Source organism: Streptomyces iakyrus, from assembly GCF_000717055.1.
Lineage (GTDB): Bacteria > Actinomycetota > Actinomycetes > Streptomycetales > Streptomycetaceae > Streptomyces > Streptomyces iakyrus.
The window spans coordinates 331,469-347,510 of the sequence record NZ_JNXI01000004.1; the positions used below are offsets into that span (position 1 = coordinate 331,469).

The 16,042-nt window shown below is 69.6% G+C and carries 14 protein-coding genes and 1 tRNA gene; 6 read left to right on the plus strand and 9 right to left on the minus strand.

What is annotated here, in order from left to right; genetic code table 11:
* Window positions 1-8: 8 nt before the first annotated feature.
* The gene (locus OO68_RS09675) at window positions 9-353 is read right to left on the minus strand and encodes a cupin domain-containing protein (RefSeq protein ID WP_033307796.1); all 345 of its coding nucleotides are present in this window, start codon (window positions 351-353) and stop codon (window positions 9-11) included.
* A gap of 264 nt (window positions 354-617) precedes the next feature.
* On the opposite strand from OO68_RS09675, the gene OO68_RS46225 reads away from it, so the two are divergent.
* Together OO68_RS46225 and OO68_RS09680 are read left to right on the plus strand one after the other, a co-directional pair.
* A complete protein-coding gene (locus OO68_RS46225; protein ID WP_157852698.1) occupies window positions 618-839 on the plus strand; it encodes a hypothetical protein in 222 nt (73 codons plus the stop codon).
* A 43-nt stretch (window positions 840-882) separates the two neighbouring features.
* Window positions 883-956, plus strand: a tRNA-Pro gene (locus OO68_RS09680).
* Between the two features lie 71 nt (window positions 957-1,027).
* Here the strand turns inward: OO68_RS09680 and OO68_RS09685 are convergent.
* The 6 genes from OO68_RS09685 to OO68_RS09710 form a co-directional block, all read right to left on the minus strand.
* On the minus strand, window positions 1,028-2,362 hold the full coding sequence (locus OO68_RS09685) for a glycoside hydrolase family 68 protein (protein ID WP_051814557.1): 1,335 nt from the start codon (window positions 2,360-2,362) through the stop codon (window positions 1,028-1,030).
* A 180-nt stretch (window positions 2,363-2,542) separates the two neighbouring features.
* On the minus strand, window positions 2,543-3,556 hold the full coding sequence (locus OO68_RS09690) for a LacI family DNA-binding transcriptional regulator (protein ID WP_245236937.1): 1,014 nt from the start codon (window positions 3,554-3,556) through the stop codon (window positions 2,543-2,545).
* A gap of 79 nt (window positions 3,557-3,635) precedes the next feature.
* Window positions 3,636-4,664: a LacI family DNA-binding transcriptional regulator gene (locus OO68_RS09695; RefSeq protein WP_033307799.1), complete on the minus strand. Its 1,029-nt coding sequence runs from the start codon at window positions 4,662-4,664 to the stop codon at window positions 3,636-3,638.
* Between the two features lie 77 nt (window positions 4,665-4,741).
* On the minus strand, window positions 4,742-5,578 hold the full coding sequence (locus OO68_RS09700) for an ATP-binding cassette domain-containing protein (RefSeq protein WP_033307800.1): 837 nt from the start codon (window positions 5,576-5,578) through the stop codon (window positions 4,742-4,744).
* Window positions 5,575-6,588, minus strand: a complete 1,014-nt coding sequence (locus tag OO68_RS09705) for an ABC transporter permease (protein ID WP_033307801.1) — start codon at window positions 6,586-6,588, stop codon at window positions 5,575-5,577. The genes OO68_RS09700 and OO68_RS09705 overlap by 4 nt, the downstream gene beginning before the upstream one ends.
* A 144-nt stretch (window positions 6,589-6,732) precedes the next feature.
* Complete coding sequence (locus OO68_RS09710; protein WP_033307802.1) at window positions 6,733-7,749, minus strand: sugar ABC transporter substrate-binding protein; 1,017 nt, start codon at window positions 7,747-7,749, stop codon at window positions 6,733-6,735.
* Window positions 7,750-7,999: 250 nt separating this feature from the next.
* Here OO68_RS09710 and OO68_RS09715 point away from each other — a divergent pair, with 250 nt between their 5' ends.
* The 3 genes from OO68_RS09715 to OO68_RS09725 all read left to right on the plus strand — a co-directional run bounded on the left by OO68_RS09715 (window position 8,000) and on the right by OO68_RS09725 (window position 11,582).
* Window positions 8,000-8,980, plus strand: a complete 981-nt coding sequence (locus OO68_RS09715) for a carbohydrate kinase family protein (protein WP_033307803.1) — start codon at window positions 8,000-8,002, stop codon at window positions 8,978-8,980.
* Window positions 8,981-9,007: 27 nt separating this feature from the next.
* Window positions 9,008-9,310: a putative quinol monooxygenase gene (locus OO68_RS09720; RefSeq protein WP_033307804.1), complete on the plus strand. Its 303-nt coding sequence runs from the start codon at window positions 9,008-9,010 to the stop codon at window positions 9,308-9,310.
* Between the two features lie 100 nt (window positions 9,311-9,410).
* The gene (locus OO68_RS09725; protein ID WP_033307805.1) at window positions 9,411-11,582 is read left to right on the plus strand and encodes a TerD family protein; all 2,172 of its coding nucleotides are present in this window, start codon (window positions 9,411-9,413) and stop codon (window positions 11,580-11,582) included.
* Window positions 11,583-11,730: 148 nt separating this feature from the next.
* Here the strand turns inward: OO68_RS09725 and OO68_RS09730 are convergent, their stop codons facing one another.
* Window positions 11,731-14,277: a glycoside hydrolase family 32 protein gene (locus tag OO68_RS09730; protein WP_051814558.1), complete on the minus strand. Its 2,547-nt coding sequence runs from the start codon at window positions 14,275-14,277 to the stop codon at window positions 11,731-11,733.
* Between the two features lie 405 nt (window positions 14,278-14,682).
* Between OO68_RS09730 and OO68_RS48690 the strand changes: the two genes are divergently transcribed.
* The gene (locus tag OO68_RS48690) at window positions 14,683-14,760 is read left to right on the plus strand and encodes a 50S ribosomal protein bL37 (protein ID WP_370443954.1); all 78 of its coding nucleotides are present in this window, start codon (window positions 14,683-14,685) and stop codon (window positions 14,758-14,760) included.
* A 188-nt stretch (window positions 14,761-14,948) separates the two neighbouring features.
* On the opposite strand, the gene absR1 is transcribed toward OO68_RS48690, so the two are convergent.
* Window positions 14,949-16,031: a beta-glucuronidase AbsR1 gene (gene absR1, locus OO68_RS09735; protein WP_033307806.1), complete on the minus strand. Its 1,083-nt coding sequence runs from the start codon at window positions 16,029-16,031 to the stop codon at window positions 14,949-14,951.
* Window positions 16,032-16,042 lie beyond the last annotated feature (11 nt).

The window sequence follows — 16,042 nt, forward strand, 5'->3', positions numbered from 1 at the left end:
CACCTCGCTCAGAGGTTGATCGCGTACGCCTTGCGCAGCGTCTCGTGGACCGTCCACGTCGTACGGTCGCCCTCACGCAGGACGGCCAGGTCGCCGGGCCCGACCGTGAGGGTCGGCCCGCCCTCCACCTCGATCGTCGCCGAGCCGCTGATCACGACGAACAGCTCGTCGGCCTCGGTGTCGGTGACCACGCCGGGCGTGATCTGCCAGACGCCCCGGACCTGACGGCCGTCCTCCGACTCCCAGACGACCTTGCCGGTGACCTCGGGCGTTCCGGAGACGATCTGCTCGGGCGCGAGGGGCTCGGGTTCGAGCTCGGCGTCGGGGATGTGGACTACGAAGCTGTGCGTCATGCGGCGACCTTAGCCCCGGTGAACGGGGGAGCGGCCTGGACAGAGTGTGGGGCGCGGGGCGGGCCGGGCGGACACTCCGTCGTCCCCGGCCCTGCGACCGCGGGGCGGACCGGACCGGAACGGCGCCCCCACACCTCCTTTGTCCGTCTCAACCTCTATGCCCTGGTCGGGAGTTCCCGCCGATTGGCGTATTGTTTGCGGCATATGCCCGGGAGTTGAGGTGTCCCCGGGCAGGCGACTGCGTGGGTGAAGGGGGAGCAGGACGTGGAGGAGACGGGGCGACGACCCGCCCGATGGGCCGGACTGCCCGGAGGGGTTGTCACGGCACTCCTGGCCGTGGCGGCCTGCGCCGGTCACGCGACCAAGGCGGGCCTCCCCTGGTGGGCCGTCCTCGCCGTCGCCGTCTCGACGGTGGGTCTCGCGGGCTGGACCCGGCGCCCGGACCGGCTGTCGGCACGGACCGGGGGACGGCTCCCCATGCGGTAGGGTTGACCTGCGTGATCACGCGGTTCGTCCGCGCGGTACGCAACGGGACGTGGCGCAGCTTGGTAGCGCACTTGACTGGGGGTCAAGGGGTCGCAGGTTCAAATCCTGTCGTCCCGACTGGAGACAGTTGCAGGTCAGGGCCGGTTTCGGAGGTATCCGAAACCGGCCCTGTTCATGGTCGGGCCGGTCTACGGAATGAAGCCGTAGTCCAACTGACCGGCCAGCCTCGTCCTGTCGTCCTTCAGGGACAGCACGAGCGTGCGTGCGAGGGTGCCGCCGAAGCGGGTCCCGCCGTCAGCCGTCGGGACCGTGTCGATGAAGCTCTCCACCAGCCCGTTGGGCATCACGTAGTGCGAGTACTGCTGTGTCGGGGCGTCCTCGGGGTTGCCCAGGACCAGCGCGCTGCCGTTGAGCGGGCGGTAGTCGCTGCGCAGCCCCGGGCCGACGAACCCGTAGAGGCCGTCCCAGCCGCTCAGCCCCGGCGCGAACGTGAACTTGTGGCTGATGGTGAACAGGTAGTACTTGCCGCCGCGGATGACCAGGTGCGGCCGTTCGGTCTGCTGGTTCACGCAGTTGGCCGAGAGCAGCGGGGGCTGGAGCTTCCAGTTCTCCATGCTGTCGCCGGTGGCCGTGGCCAGCCCTATGTTGCCCGTGTAGTACTTCGAGTCCTCCGGCACCTCGTGGCCGGCCGGGAGGTCACCCAGGTCACGTTTGGTGCACTCGTACGAGCCCGCGGTACCGCCCGTGTTGCCCTCGAACAACAGGTGGACCTTGCGGTCCCGCGGGTCGCGGAAGACGAACGGGTCGCGGAAGGCGTAGATGATCGGGCCTTGCTGCGACTGTTCGAGGGTCTGGTACAGCTTGCCGTCGGCCTCGGCGATGATGCGGTGATCCCGGAAGCCGGAGAACCACACGCGGTTCTTGTCCGCGTGGATCTTGCCGGTCGCCTGCGCCAGACGCTGCAGAGCGTCGCTGGGGTCGACCCCGCCGTTGTCGCGCCCGGAGGCGGTGTAGAAGGACTGCACCTTGTCGCCGATGAGCGCCGTCGAGCCGGCCCACTCACGTGAGCCGAACGAGGTGCCGGACGGGAACAGGTCGCCGCCGTACTTCCAGCTCTTGGCGTCACGCGAGTAGAAGTAGCCGATCTTCGCGTACCAGTGCCGGTCGCCGAACGGCACCGACCGCGGGGCCGTCAGCGAGAAGATGACGTGCCAGCCCTTGTAGGTGGCGGTCCGGGTGTTGAGCTTGGTGAGCGGCCAGGTGTCCCACACCCACACCTTGTCGGTCATCACCGGGAAGTCGGGTGACACGCGCGGGGCGGTGTTGGTCCTGTCCTGCCGGAGTTTCAGGGCGTCCGCGCGGGACCAGACGGCTGTGTGGTCGTCGTCGGCGGTGTACTGCCGTGTCCCGGTCCGGGACGGGTCGTGGGGGGAGGCGGAAGCGGGAGTGATGACGCCGCTCAGGGTCGCGAGGGCTGCCAGACCCGTCGCCAGCCGGAGCACCACTCGTCTTGCTCTGTACATACGTCACCCTTGGGGGGAAGAGGGAACGAATGGAAGGTGTGGAACCGGTTCCACCGCTGACGGTACCTCAATTCCACTGAAAAGCAGTGAACTTGTGAGGTAAACATTCACTTATGAGCAGCGGTCGGAATGACGACATGGAAGATCACGGAAACGGATCCAACGTCGGCGTACCGCGGGTCAGGCTCCCGCTGCGGCCGTCGTACGCCGAGGCACGAGCTCCAGTTCCAGCATCTTCTCGACGGGGTCGCCGGCGAGCCCGTCGATGCGTTCCAGCAGCAGGCGGGCTGCGATCCCGCCGCTGGTGCGCAGGGGCTGGCGTACCGTGGTCAGCCCTACGTAGGCCGCCACGTCGAGGTCGTCGAAGCCGATCACGGACAGTTCCTGAGGGACCCTCACGCCCGCCGAGTTCGCCGCTTCGATGACCCCCAGCGCCCGGGTGTCGGACGCGGTGACGATCGCGCTGGGGGGCTCCGGAAGGGCCAGCAGCTCGTCGGTGAGGCGGTGCGCCACCGCGCGGCCGTGGGGTCCGAGCTGGACGTACGGCTCCTCCAGCGCCAGGCCGTACGCGCGCAGCGCCAGCTCGCAGCCCTCGCGCCGACGGGCGCTCGCGCTGAAACGGAAACGATCGTCGGCGACATCGCCCATGAACGCGATACGACGATGGCCGAGTTGCAGCAGATGACGGGTCGCCAGCATGCCGCCGCGCACGTCGTCGATCACCACACGGGGCAGCTCCGGGTGCTCACAGTCCAGCAGCACCGTGGGCAGACCGGCACGTGCCAGCTGCTTCACGTCGTCGTCGGTGGGAGCGAGCGAGATCGCCAGCAGCCCGTCGAAGCGGTCACCGGCCGCCACCGCCCGGTACTGCTGATCACGCTGATCCGGTGTTGCCACGTCCAGCAGGGTGAGGTCGTGGTCGCTGCCGTGCAGCTCGTGCGAGATGCCACGCAGCCGCTCGACGACCGACGGCTCGGTGGCGAAGGGCGCGATGACGGCGATGCTCTGGGTGCGTCCCGTGGACAGCGCGCGAGCGCGCCGGTTGGGCCGGTAGTCCAGGTCCCGGATCACCCGCAGCACCCGCTCGCGGGTGTCCTCGCTGACATTCCGGCTGTCGTTGAGGACGCGCGAAACCGTGCCGACCCCCACCCCGGCCCGGGCCGCGACATCGCCGATGGTCGCCCGTTCTCCCACGGCCGTACAGTACCCGAACTCGCAGATCAGCCTGCTGACACGCACATCCACAGCTGTCGGCGGGAGGCGCTTCGGTCCGTCAGCGACCGCCGCCTGTGATGCGTTGCTCCCCCGATCCACGGACGATCAGCCGAGTGGGCACGGTGATCGTGCGGGCCCGGGAGCGGTCGCCGTCGAGGCGGGCCAGCGCGGTGGTCGCGGCGCTGCGGCCGATCTCCTCGGGCGCTTGGGCGACGACCGTGAGGGCCGGTTCCAGCGCTTCGGCGAGAGAAACGTCGTCGAAGGCCACGACAGCCACGTGTTTGCGCTTGCTGCGGGCGAGCTCGGCGACGATGCCGAGCGCCATGATGTTGTTCCCGGCGAACAGGGCCGTGGGGGCATCGGGCCGTTCGAGGAGTTGCGCCGTCACCGCCTCCGCCCCCTGCTGATCGTGCGCGCTGACGACCAGCGAGCGGTCGTAGGGGATGTCGGCTCCCTGTAGCGCGGCACGGTATCCGGCGAGGCGTTCGCGGCGGGTGTACAGCCTGACCGGCAGGTCGCCGACGAAGCCGATGCGGCGGTGGCCGTGGGCGATGAGGTGTGCGACGCCCTCCTGGGCGCCCGCACGGTTGGAGCTGACGACGCTGTCCGTCGACAGGCCGACCCCCGGCCGGTCGAGGAAGACGACGGGCAGTCCCGCCGTACGGTGCGACTTGAGGTCGGAGTGGTCGGCGCCGACGGACGGCACGACGATCAGGATGCTGACGCGCCGGGCGAGGAACTGGGCCGTCAGGGCGCGTTCACGCTCGGGATCGTCCGCGGACGATCCCATGAGCAGCGTCAGGCCGCGGCCGCGGACCGTGTCCTCGATACCGCGGGCCACGGCTCCGAAGAAGGGGTTGGCCAGGTCGGGGATGACCAGCCCTACGGTCGTGTCGGGACCACCGACGCGGATGTTGCGGGCCATGAGGTTCGGCTGGAAGCCCAACTCGGCCACCGCGGCGAGGACGTGCTCCCGCGTCCGGGCCGAGACGGGCCCGTCCTCGTTGAGGACTCGGGACACCGTCTTGGCGCTGACACCCACTTCTCGGGCGACATCGGCCAAGGTGGGTCTGCGGCTCGCTGCCATGGAGGAAACCGTCTCCTGGTTGCTCCCTGTTCCGGGCCGCGGCCTCGGCCGGAACATGCGAGAGCGGGGTTGCGCTGTCAGGTGGCCTGTACTCCGGCGGCCTTCGCGGCCTCGGAATCCGCTACGACAGTATCTCCAGCCTCGTCGACGGTGAGCGCGCCGGTCATGATGGCCACGACCTCCGCCATGGAGTAGTCGGACGGCTTGATCACAGCGGCGCGCCGGCCCAGCCGGTGGACGTGGATCCGGTCGGCGATCTCGAAGACGTGCGGCATGTTGTGGCTGATCAGGACGACCGGCATGCCCTTGTCGCGGACGCGGCGGATCAAGTCCAGGACTTGGCCGGACTCCTTGACGCCGAGGGCGGCCGTGGGTTCGTCCATGACGACGACGCTGCGCGCCCAGGCGACCGCGCGGGCGACCGCCACGGCTTGGCGCTGTCCGCCGGAGAGGGTCTCGACCGACTGGGTCAGCGAGCGCAGGCCGATCTTCAGATCGGCCATGTGCTCGGCGGCCTCCTGGCGCATGCGCTTCTTGTCGAGCATGCGGAAGGCACTGCCGAGGACACCGGGGCGGCGCAGCTCACGTCCGAGGAACATGTTCGAGGCGATGTCCATGGACGCCGCCACGGCGAGGTCCTGGTACACCGTCTCGATGCCGTGAGCGCGTGCGCTCTGCGGGCCGGAGAACTGGATCGGTTCGCCGTTGAGGCGAATCTCCCCCTCGTCCGGCACCACCGCGCCGGTGAGGGCCTTGATGAGGCTGGTCTTACCGGCGCCGTTGTCGCCGATGACGGCGAGGACCTCGCCGGGCATCAGGTCGAAGTCGGCGCCGTCGATGGCGGTGACCTGGCCGTAGCGCTTGACGAGGCCGCGAGCCTGAAGCACGGGGGTCTCAGCGGTGGTCGTGGTCATCGGGCCCTCCTCCGGGAGATCTGGTCGACGGTCACCGCGAGGATCACCAGGACACCGGTGATCAGGGTCTGGTAGATGGAGGCGACACCCATCAGCTGAAGCCCGTTGCGGAACACGCCGACGATGAGGACGCCGATGAACGTGCCCAGGACCGAGCCCCGTCCGCCGAAGAGGCTGGTGCCGCCGAGCACCACGGCGGTGATGCTGTCGAGGTTGTCGGTCTGACCGGCCTGTGGATCGCCCACGCCGGTGCGGGAGATGAGCAGCAGGGCGGCGATGCCGTAGAGGAGACCGGCCACGGTGTAGACGCCGATGGTCAGCCGGGAGGTGCGGATGCCGTTCAGCCGTGCCGCTTCCGGGCTGTTGCCCAGCGCGTAGACGTGCCGGCCCCAGCCGGTGCTGCTCAGCGCGTAGGCGAGGAGGAGGAACAGGGCGATCGTGACCAGCGAGCCGTAGGTGATGTCGGTCTTGCCCAGCGGGAAGGTCTGCCCGAGGGCCGTCAGCGGGCCGGGCAGGTTGCTGACCGTCTGCTCCTCGGAGTAGATGTGCGTCAGCGCGAACGCCACGTTGAGCATGCCCAGGGTGACGATGAACGGCGGCAGCGGGACCTTCTGCACCAGTGCCCCGTTGAGCAGGCCGAAGCCGGCGCAGACGACCAGGCCCAGCGCGATCGCGGCGAGCGGCGGCAGGGAACCCTCGGCGGCCATCTTCGCGATCACGATGCTGCCGAACGCCATCACCGCTCCGCAGGACAGGTCGATGCCCGCGGTGAGGATGATGAGCGTCTGGCCGATGGCCAGCGTGCCGACGACCATGACCTGCTGGACGATCAGTGAGAAGTTCCCGCCGGTGAGGAACTGGTCGGTGGAGACGGAGAAGAAGACACAGGCCAGGAGGAGGGCGATCAGCGGGCCGGTGGTCGGCTGGGTGAGCAGTCTGCGGGCCGTGGTCGGTGCTTTGAGGTCGGAGTACGGCGTGGACGTGGAGGGTGGCGTGGACGTGGCAGTCATGCGAGGTCCTTGTCGGAAGACAGAAGTCCTTGTCCGTCCCTTTGGGGCGGCAGGAGGACGAGGAGGCGGCCGTCCCCGGTCGGGGAGGAGGGGCCGGCCGCCTCGCCCAGGGGTGTCGAACGGTGTCAGCGGGGAGCCGGCGGCTCAGCCCCAGCAGTTGTCCAGGCCGTAGGCGGTGTCCTTGGAATCGACCCCGTCCTGCGCCTTGTCGGTGATCAGGGTGACCCCGGTGTCCGTGTAACCCGACGCCTTCTTGCCGTCCTTGGCGAACGTCACGACGGCCTTGACGCCCTCGGCGGCCATCTTCAGCGGGTACTGCTGCGAGGTCGCGGCGATCTTGCCGTCCTTCACGGCCCGGGTGCCGGTGCAGCCGCCGTCGACGGAGACGATCAGGACGTCCTTCTCCCGGCCCTTGGCCTTGAGCGCTGTGTACGCGCCCAGCGCGGCCGGCTCGTTGATGGTGTAGACGACGTTGATGCCGGGTTCCTTCTGGAGGCAGTTCTCCATCGCCGTCTGGCCCTTGGACTGGTCGCCGCCGGTGTCCTGGGCACAGGCGACGTCCTTGTCGGTGGCGCCGAAGCCCTTGAGGAAACCGTTGTGCCGCTGGATGCCGACGGACACACCCGGCGCCAGGTCGAGGGCGGCTATCTTCGCGGTCTTGCCCTTCATCGCGGCCTTGGCGTACTCGCCGATCAGCTCGCCGGCCTTGAGGTTGTCGGTGGCGAAGAGGGCGTCGACCGCGCTCTCCGGCTCGGTCGGGGTGTCCAGGGCGATGACCAGGACGCCCTTGGCCTTGGCCTTCTCGAGCGCGGGCACGATCGCCTTGGAGTCGCTCGGGGTGATCAGGATGCCCTTCACGCCGGCGGCGACCATGTTCTCGATCGCGGTGACCTGCCCGGCGTTGTCGCCGTCGAACTTGCCGGCCGCGGTCATGAGCTTGACGCCTTCGGCCTTCGCGGTCTTCTCCGCGCCCTCCTTCATCTTGACGAAGAACGGGTTGGTGTCCGTCTTGGTGATCAGGCCGACCTTGACCTCGCCCGAGCCGGTGCTCGTGCTGCCCGATCCCGATCCGGAACCACAGGCGGTCAGGGCGAGCGCCGCGACGCCCGTGCAGGCAGCGGCTCGGAGCAGTGAGGAGGGCAGACGAGAGGTGCGTGACATGGACGACTCCTGCGGGATGTCGGGCGGGTGGTCGGCAGCTAGGCCTGCCGTCCCGCGATGTCAACGATGACCGATGTCATCGTTGACACTGCTTGGCGAGGATGATGGACTCCGCTCACCGGCAACGTCAATGCCTTGCACCCGTCACAAATCGGCAACGTCCCTCGGTGGTCGCCCGCCCCGAAGCCGTTCACCGGCGTGCCCGGGTCATGCCCGTTTCCGCTCCGCGCGTCCCAGAGAAGAGCAGCCCATGAGCCGGATCACCGTCCTCGGAGAATGCGTCGCCGACGCGTTCACCGAGCCCGCACCCGCCCCGAACGAACTCGCCCTGCGCGTCCTGCCGGGCGGCGGGCCGGCCAACACGGCCGTGGCCCTGGCCCGCCTGGGCACCCCTGCCCGCTTCCTCGCGCGGCTGTCCGGCGACGTGTTCGGCCGCCTCTTCCGGGCCCACCTCGCGGCTTCCGGCGTGGACCTCTCGCACGCCGTGGAGGCCGCCGAACCCAGCACGCTCGCCGTCGCCGAACTGGATGCCCAGGGCCAGGCCGCGTTCTCCTTCCACGCCCAGACCACCGCCGACTGGCAGTGGACGAGAGCGGAACTGTCCGGGGTGGACATGGCCGACACCGCCTGCGTGCACACCGGTTCGCTGGCCCTGGTCAGGGAACCGGGAGGGGCGGTGGTGGAGGACTTCCTGGCAGCGGCCGCCCCGAGGGCCACCATCAGCATCGACCCCAACGTCCGTCCCCTCCTGGTGCGCCCCGAGGTCTACCGCGCCCGGCTGGCGCACTGGTGCTCCCTCGCGGACGTGCTGCGGCTGAGCGAGGACGACCTGGATCTCCTCCTGCCCGGAACACCGCCCGAGCAGGCGTGCGACGCCTGGCACGCTGCGGGGGCACGGCTCGTGGTGATCACGCGCGGCGCCGAAGGAGCCCTGGCCTCACTCGACGGGGAGCGCGTGCAGGTGCCGGCGGTGGCGACACCGGTCGTCGACACGGTCGGTGCGGGGGACTCCTTCACGGCGGGCCTGCTGCACCACCTCGGCACCCACGGACTCCTCGGCGGCAGGCTGACGGACTTGAGCCTCGCCGACGTCGAGGCGGCCTGCCTGTTCGCCGTGCAGGTGGCAGCCCTGACCTGCTCGGTCGCCGGCCCCAACCCGCCCTGGCGGGACCAGCTGCCGAAGCTCACGCCGGACGCTTCCACGGTCCGGCACCTCGACCCCACCCCCTGAACCCCACGGACAAGGACGGAAAAGACCATGACGAAGACCCTGCTCGCCGAGTTCACCGCCCGCGAGGGAGCGGAGGACGAGGTCACCCGCCTCATCCAGGAGTACGCCCTGAAGGTGCGCGAGGAGGAAGGCAACCTGGCCTTCGACGTCTACACCAAGGCGGCCCATCCCCGCGCCTACTGGATCTTCGAGGTGTACCGGGACGAGGACGCCTTCCAGGCACATCTGAACGCCCCGTACGGCCCTCCGTTCAACGCCGCCCTCACTCGGCTGATCGAGGAGGACGCCTCCGTACTGACGTTCCTCGACCCACTGGCCCCGCGCCCCTGAGGGGCGCCGCCCGATGCCCGCTCGCCGGAGACGCCGGGCCACGGGCGTCGTGCGAAAAACTCCGGTGCATCGCCTCGCGCACCTCTGCGATCATCCCCGAATGGCGCACAGTTTCGAATCGCTGGTCATCCGGCACACTCATCGCCTGCCCTTCCCCAAGGGATCCGCGGGTGAAGGAGCCGCCGCCGCCCGGCAGTTCGACGTGGCGCTGACCGCCGTGGGCTTCAAGCTCTCCGCCGAGCTGCTGGAGCGGCTGTCAGGGCTGTCCGAGGCCGCGGTCGTGCACACCGCCCGGCGAACACTGGCCACCGTGAGCGAGATGGTGGGCGGCCACGTCCGGCACAACTCCTACTTCATCGACTTCCCGGCGAACGTGCCGGACACCGAAGAGTTCTGGATGTGCTGCGTGACGAAGGCGCTCGCGGACGGCACCTCTCGCGAGAACGTACTGGCGCAGCTGACGCACGGGGTGCTGAACCTGCTCAGCCTCCCCACGTACGGCCGCTACCAGCACACCTACGAGGAGATGCTCGCGGCACAGGACGAGCTGATCGCCTCGGCGGGTGACCGGGTGACCGTCCTGCACCTCGGGCGGGACCTGGACGCCGAAATCACGGACCTCTACCTGGCGTTGGCGGGCAGCAGGACGCCCCTGGGCGATGACCACCTGCGCGACCTCAGGATCCTCGCCGAGCGGTGCGCGCCCGGCCCCCAGCCGGAGTCGATCCCCGTCCGCGAGAACCGGGCGGTCGTCAACGAGGCCCGCCTCGGCGTCGGCGCCGACCTCCTGCTGGACACCGTCACCGATGTGCTGCGTCTGGCCTGTGCCCTGTCGGGCGGCGACGTCACGCTCCAGGAGCCGACGCGGTTCCGGACGCTGCCGCGGCCGGTCCGCCGGGGGCTGCTCGCGGGCCTCGACGCGGTGGTGGCGGCGAACCCGGCGAAGCTCGCCGACGTGCACGCGCACCGGGAGCCCTTCAAGCGCCTCGGCGAGCGTCTCCATCCGCACGAGTACCCGCGCTGGCCGCACGCCGCCGACGTGTTCGCCGTGGCCCGGGGAGAGAAGGAGGCACGGTCCTTCGACAGCCGCGCCGAGAAGCTGCTCGACGAGTACGACGTCACCGGTGCGGTGCAACTGTTGAAGTCCGCTCCCGGCAAGCTGTTCCGCGCCCTGGACCTCCTGCTGCGCATCGCCGCCGGCCAGGAGGAGCGGGACGCGGTGGTGGCCGCCGCGGTGGAGGTCGCTCCCGAGGTCTCCGGCCGGGTCGTCCTCTCGGTCCGCGAGCACTTCCACAACCGGGAGCGGGAGACCGACGAACCCCGCATCTTCGTCAATCGCCGGGGTCGGGCCTGGGTGACCGCAGACAGCAGGCCTCCGGTACCGGCCGCGGACCGCGATCGTCTGATCGCCGCCCTCGACGCGGAGATGCGCCGCCGGCTCCCGGCGCCGGGCCGGCTGCTGCTCGATCCCGAGGTCCTCGACGTGGCGCTCCCGCTCAGCGGCAGGGCGACCGCGGCCGGGTTCGGCGTTCTGCCGCGGGGTTCGGTCTCACGGGTCGAGGGCGCACGGCTGCGCTTCTTCGTGCACTGGAAGCAGACGGAGGTCCGCACCGACTACGACCTGTCGGCCCTGCTCCTGCACCGTGACTACAGCACCGACTCCTGGCTCTCCTACACGTCGCTCAAGGCCGGCGGGGGCAAGCACTCGGGCGATGTCACCGAGGCACCCGACGGGGCCTCGGAGTTCATCGATCTGTCCCTGGACCGGGTGCGCAGCACGTACATCGTTCCGCAGGTCAACATCTACGCGGGCGAGAGCTTCGAGGAGGCCGAGGAGTCGTTCTTCGGGTTCATGCTGCGCGACGGTGAGCAGAAGGGCCGTCCGTTCGAGCCGCGCACGGTGCGGATGAAGTCGGAGCTGCGTGGGGTGGGCCGGGTGGCACTGCCTCTGGTCTTCCGGCGCGGGGACGACGGCACGTGGCGTGCGAAGTGGCTGCACCTGTATCTGAAGGGCATCTCGGAGGCGAACCGGGTCGAGGAGAACCAGGTGTCGGTGTCCAAGGTGGTGCGTGCCCTCGTGGAGCGCGAGCAGCTGACGATGAGGTATCTGATCGACCTGATGTCCCACGACACCACGGCCGTGGCCCTGTGGGACGGCGGGCCGGTCCCGGGGGAGCCCGTGACGTACATCGGTCTCGAACGTCCCGAAGGCCTGCACCCGGACTCCCGGATCATCACCCTCGAAAATCTGCGCGACCTGATCCCGGCCTGAGTGCTAGCGTTGCCGACGGCGAGGCCATGAAGGGGCTTCCTTCTCATTCACTTTCAATGGACTCGAGTTCCTTCGCTTTCCTCGCCCTCGACTCCGGCTGGGAGGCGCCCGCGGCGGCGCCTCCCAGTCTTCGTACGCCGACAGCTCATCACCGCCAGATGGACTTCAGCTGCCAGGCACGGAGGTCGTCGAGGGTGGCGGTGCCTCCCTCGGCGAACACCTCGACGCCGGTGCTGGAGGGATCGGGGAAGATCTGGTCGGTGATCACGGCCTCGCCGCGGCCGCCGAAGACCTCCACGGACGACCAGTCGACGAGGATCCGCAGCCTGACCTTGCCGTTCTCGGCCTTCAAGGGCGCGGTCTGCACGCCGGGGAAGGTGCTGCTGAAGTCCCCCGCGCCGGATCGGCTGCGGTCGACGTACAGCTCCTGGGCGGCGGTGTCGTAGCCGATGACGGTCTCCTCGCCGCCCGCACCGGTGCGTACCTTCAGGCCGAAGCGGTCCGCGTCCTTGAGGGAGAAGGTCGCCTCGATGTCGAGCGCCTTGCCCTTGGCCCCGAGGCCGGTCAGGGACTTCGAGGTGCTCTCGACGGTGACGCCGGACGCCGTGGCAGGGTTCTTCCGCCGGAGGGACTCCAGAGGGCCCACCGGCTTGCTGGTCAGCCGGATCCGGCCGTCGACGGTACGCAGGGCCATCTCCCTCGGGACGCTCTGCACGCCGCGCCACGGTGAGGTCGGGACGGACTGGCCGTAGTCCCAGTTGTTCATCCAGCCGATCATGTAGCGCTTGCCGCCCGGCGCGTCCTCCCAGGACACGGCCGCGTAGTAGTCCTTGCCGTAGTCGGCCCAGTCGGCGCGCTGCAGAACGGACTCGGCGGGCTTGTCCGCGGTGGTGAACCGGTCGGCCAGTACGTGGCCCCAGCCGCCGGTGTTCATGTCGACGATCCTGATCTGCGCCTCCTTGCCGATGTATGGACGCATGTCGAAGGACGCCCAGTCCAGGGCCTCACTGTCGGTGCCGGTCACGCTGCGGACGACCTTGCCGTCGACGATCAGGTTGACGGACGTCTCCTGGGAGGCGCGCTGGACCGGGGTGTCGGACACGACGATGTGGTCGGCGTTGACATGGCCCCAGCCGCCGGTGTTGTCGTCGACGATCCTGATCCGCGCCTTCTTGCCGGCCAGGTCGCCGACGTCCCACGAGGCCCAGTCGAGCGCCTCGGAGTCCTTGCCCGTGGCGCTGCGCACGACCCGGCCGTCCACGAGGAGTTCGACGGCGGTGGGGCCGGCCCCTTCTGCCGGGTGGTTGCCGCCGCCGATGAGGAAGTTGATGTGCTTCTTGTCGACGGTGAACTCGGGCGAGGTGAGGGTGCCGGTGGTGGAGTCGCCGCTCCGGAAGGTGTTGACCAGGCCGCTGCCCAGGTATCCGGAGACGTGTTGCTGGCCGGGGAGGGTGCCGTTGGCCGGTGCCGTGCCGAAGGCGTCCCCGGTCGCCGTCCAGTCGCCGTAGCCGCCGCCCTCGAAGTCGGCGAGGACCGTGCCCTCGGGCGCGGTGCCGTCCAGGACGGTGCCGGCCTTGTGCGGATGCCGCCCGCCACCGATCTTGAAGTTCAGGTAGGGGCTGGTCACGGTGAAGGAGGGGGAGGTGAGGGAGCCGGTGGTGCCGTCACCGCCGTGGAAGCTGTTGGCGAGGCCCTTGCCGTCGAAGCCCGAGACGGCTTGCTGACCGTCCAGCGTACCGGTTGCCGGTCTCTGGCCGAACGCGGTCCCGGTCGCCGTCCAGTCCCCGAAACCGTCGCCCTCGAAGTCCTGCACGACATCGCCCGTGGGCGGTGTGTAGGTGCCCTTGTCGTCAGGGGTGAACTTCTTGCCGTCGAAGTCTCCGACGAAGTACTGGGCGGCCGAACCACCCGCGATGCCACCGGGGTTGAGGTTGACCACCAGGACCCACTTGATCTTCTTCGGGTCCCCGTCGACCGCGAGGGGGAACAGGTCGGGGCACTCCCACACACCGCCCGTCGCACCGGCGGGCCCGAACTCGCTCTGCAGGTCCCAGTCCTTGAGGTTCTTGGACGAGTAGAACCGCACCTTGTGCTCGACGGACAGGGACACGGTCATCAGCCAGCTCTTGGTCGGCGCGTACCACTGGACCTTGGGGTCGCGGAAGTCCTTGGAGCCGATGTCGATGACGGGATTGCCCTGGTACTTGGTCCAGGTGCGGCCCCGGTCGGTGCTGTAGGCGAGCGACTGGGCCTGCTTGCCGCCGTTCTTGTAGGCACTGGTGTAGATCGCCACCATGGGCGGGTTCTCCTTCGTGCCGAACCCGGTCGTGTTGTTCCAGTCGACCACCGCGCCGCCGGAGAACACCATCTCCTCGTCGTCGTGCGACAGAGCGAGCGGCAACTCCTCCCAGTGCACGAGGTCCTTGCTCACTGCGTGCCCCCAGGACATGGCGCCCCAGGAGTTGCCGTTCGGGTTGTACTGGTAGAAGAGGTGGTACTCGCCCTTGTAGTACACGAGACCGTTGGGGTCGTTCATCCAGTTCTTCTGCGGGGTGAAGTGGAACTGGGGCCTGTAGGTCTCGGTGTATGTCTGTGCGGCGCCCTGCGGGGTGAGCGGGGCCGCCGACAGGACGAAGGCGGTCACCACCGACGCCACCCGCATGCGGGCCTGCCGGGATACGCGTATACGGCTCATAGCGGCTCCTTGTCCCACGGCCGTCGACGCGGCGGTGGGGAGGAACCCTGCGCGACGACCGAGAAGTGCACCCCGGCCCGACGAAGGCTGCCCCGTCGTCACCCGAGGGTGTCATCGTTGACTTGTGTCATCGATGACAGTGGCTGCCCGATTATGAGACGCAGTCAGGTGGCCGCGTCAACGGTCCGGAAGTGATTGGTCCGGCGCGCCCTGTGGGAGTCAGGGCGTCGATCTACCCCCGCCGACCGGGCAAGGGCGAACGGACTCGTCGCCGGTCGCACGTCGCACATCATCGACCGTGACATAGGCCACCCGTGTGCATCCGCAGCGCGTGTGTTTGCGTTCGCGTCGGCTGGAAAGTGGCTCTGTAGTCATGTGACCGAAAGCCGGGAAAGAGGAGGTCCGATGTCCTCGAAGCGACGTCGCAAGAAGAAGGCCCGCCGCAAGAACGGCGCGAACCACGGCAGTCGTCCGCAGTCCTGAGCGTCGTGCGGGCACGCTGACGCAAACGGGTGAGTGGCACCTGCCACTCACCCGTTTGCGTTCGCAGGGGCTTCACGGCCTCGCACATGGCGTGGTCGAGGACGTCACCCGCCCCCATGGGCGACGTCCTCGACCGCTCCCCCGGTGCCGGACTGTGGCTCAGGTGCCCGCGCGGCGGATCCGTGCCGTCACCAGCACATCACCGCCGTCCCGCCGGAACCCCAGGCGGAGTACAGGCGTACGCGGACGACGTAGCGGCGGCCCTTGACGAGCCGGGCGCCGATCGTGGCGTTGTGCGGAGTTCCCCCGTCGTCCCGGCCGGCGAGGTAGCGGGGCTCCCAGTCCCGCTCCTCGAAGAGCACCATGACGGCGTCGCAGTCGCCGAAGACGGCCAGCGTGTAGCTGCGGGTCTCCGGCGGGTCGATCACGAAGTCCGCCTGCTCGCCGGGTCCGGTGCCGAGCGGCGCCGAGCGGAACGGCACCAGCGCGGGCGATCCCTGCGGATGCGCCGGCGGATACCAGCGCAGCACGGACTCCTTGTCGGCGGCGGACAGCGTGCCGGGCGGATGCAGACCCCCGCGGTACTGCTCCGGCTCCAGGATCAGCCCCGGCGGGAAGGGGAACCCCATGACCGACTGCGGGTCCCAGACACCGTCGGCCTCGTCCGGGCCGAGCTTGCGCAGGATGTTGTAGTGCGTCCGCTCGCGGCTCCAGTGGTGGGGCGGGCCCGCCAGTTCGGCGTACACAGCCTCGTCGTCCCAGTGGATGCCCGCGAACGGGCTCTGGTGCTCGTGCAGCAGGCCGAGCGCGTGGCCGATCTGGTGCAGGGCCGCCCAGCTCTCCCCGGGCGCGGTCAGGTCCCAGCCGAAGTTCATGGTGCGTTCCCGCCCGCCGGCCGGGAGCGCCTCCCGGCCCACCCTCGACCAGGAGCCGTCGCCGGCCTGGAACCCGCTGCGCAGTTCGGCCTCCGAGCGGTCGCCGACCTCGGCGAAGGTGATCCCGATGCCGAGGTCCTGCCACTCCCGGAAGGCCGCGCGCACCACCTCCCGCTGCTCCTCGGCGCCGGCCCACGACACCCGCCGCGTCATCCCCCTCCCCGGCACGGGGATGACGGACGCGTCGGAGTCGCCGTCGAAGAACCAGTAGTGCAAGACGGTGCCGTTGACCCACATCCGCCGCCCGCTCGCGAGCGCGCTCAGCCGCTCGGCCGCCAGCCCCGGTGCGAAGGCGGGCGCCGGCGCCTGAGCCAGCGAGCAGTAGCGTGCGGTCATGGGCCATAGCC

Coding starts and splice junctions, on each gene's coding strand:
- OO68_RS09685 (WP_051814557.1), bottom strand. CDS start 2,362: ATGTACAGAGCAAGACGAGTGGTGCTCCGGCTGGCGACGGGTCTGGCA.
- OO68_RS09725 (WP_033307805.1), top strand. CDS start 9,411: ATGGCGCACAGTTTCGAATCGCTGGTCATCCGGCACACTCATCGCCTG.
- OO68_RS09705 (WP_033307801.1), bottom strand. CDS start 6,588: ATGACTGCCACGTCCACGCCACCCTCCACGTCCACGCCGTACTCCGAC.
- OO68_RS09675 (WP_033307796.1), bottom strand. CDS start 353: ATGACGCACAGCTTCGTAGTCCACATCCCCGACGCCGAGCTCGAACCC.
- absR1 (WP_033307806.1), bottom strand. CDS start 16,031: ATGACCGCACGCTACTGCTCGCTGGCTCAGGCGCCGGCGCCCGCCTTC.
- OO68_RS48690 (WP_370443954.1), top strand. CDS start 14,683: ATGTCCTCGAAGCGACGTCGCAAGAAGAAGGCCCGCCGCAAGAACGGC.
- OO68_RS09715 (WP_033307803.1), top strand. CDS start 8,000: ATGAGCCGGATCACCGTCCTCGGAGAATGCGTCGCCGACGCGTTCACC.
- OO68_RS09730 (WP_051814558.1), bottom strand. CDS start 14,277: ATGAGCCGTATACGCGTATCCCGGCAGGCCCGCATGCGGGTGGCGTCG.
- OO68_RS09695 (WP_033307799.1), bottom strand. CDS start 4,664: ATGGCAGCGAGCCGCAGACCCACCTTGGCCGATGTCGCCCGAGAAGTG.
- OO68_RS09720 (WP_033307804.1), top strand. CDS start 9,008: ATGACGAAGACCCTGCTCGCCGAGTTCACCGCCCGCGAGGGAGCGGAG.
- OO68_RS09700 (WP_033307800.1), bottom strand. CDS start 5,578: ATGACCACGACCACCGCTGAGACCCCCGTGCTTCAGGCTCGCGGCCTC.
- OO68_RS09710 (WP_033307802.1), bottom strand. CDS start 7,749: ATGTCACGCACCTCTCGTCTGCCCTCCTCACTGCTCCGAGCCGCTGCC.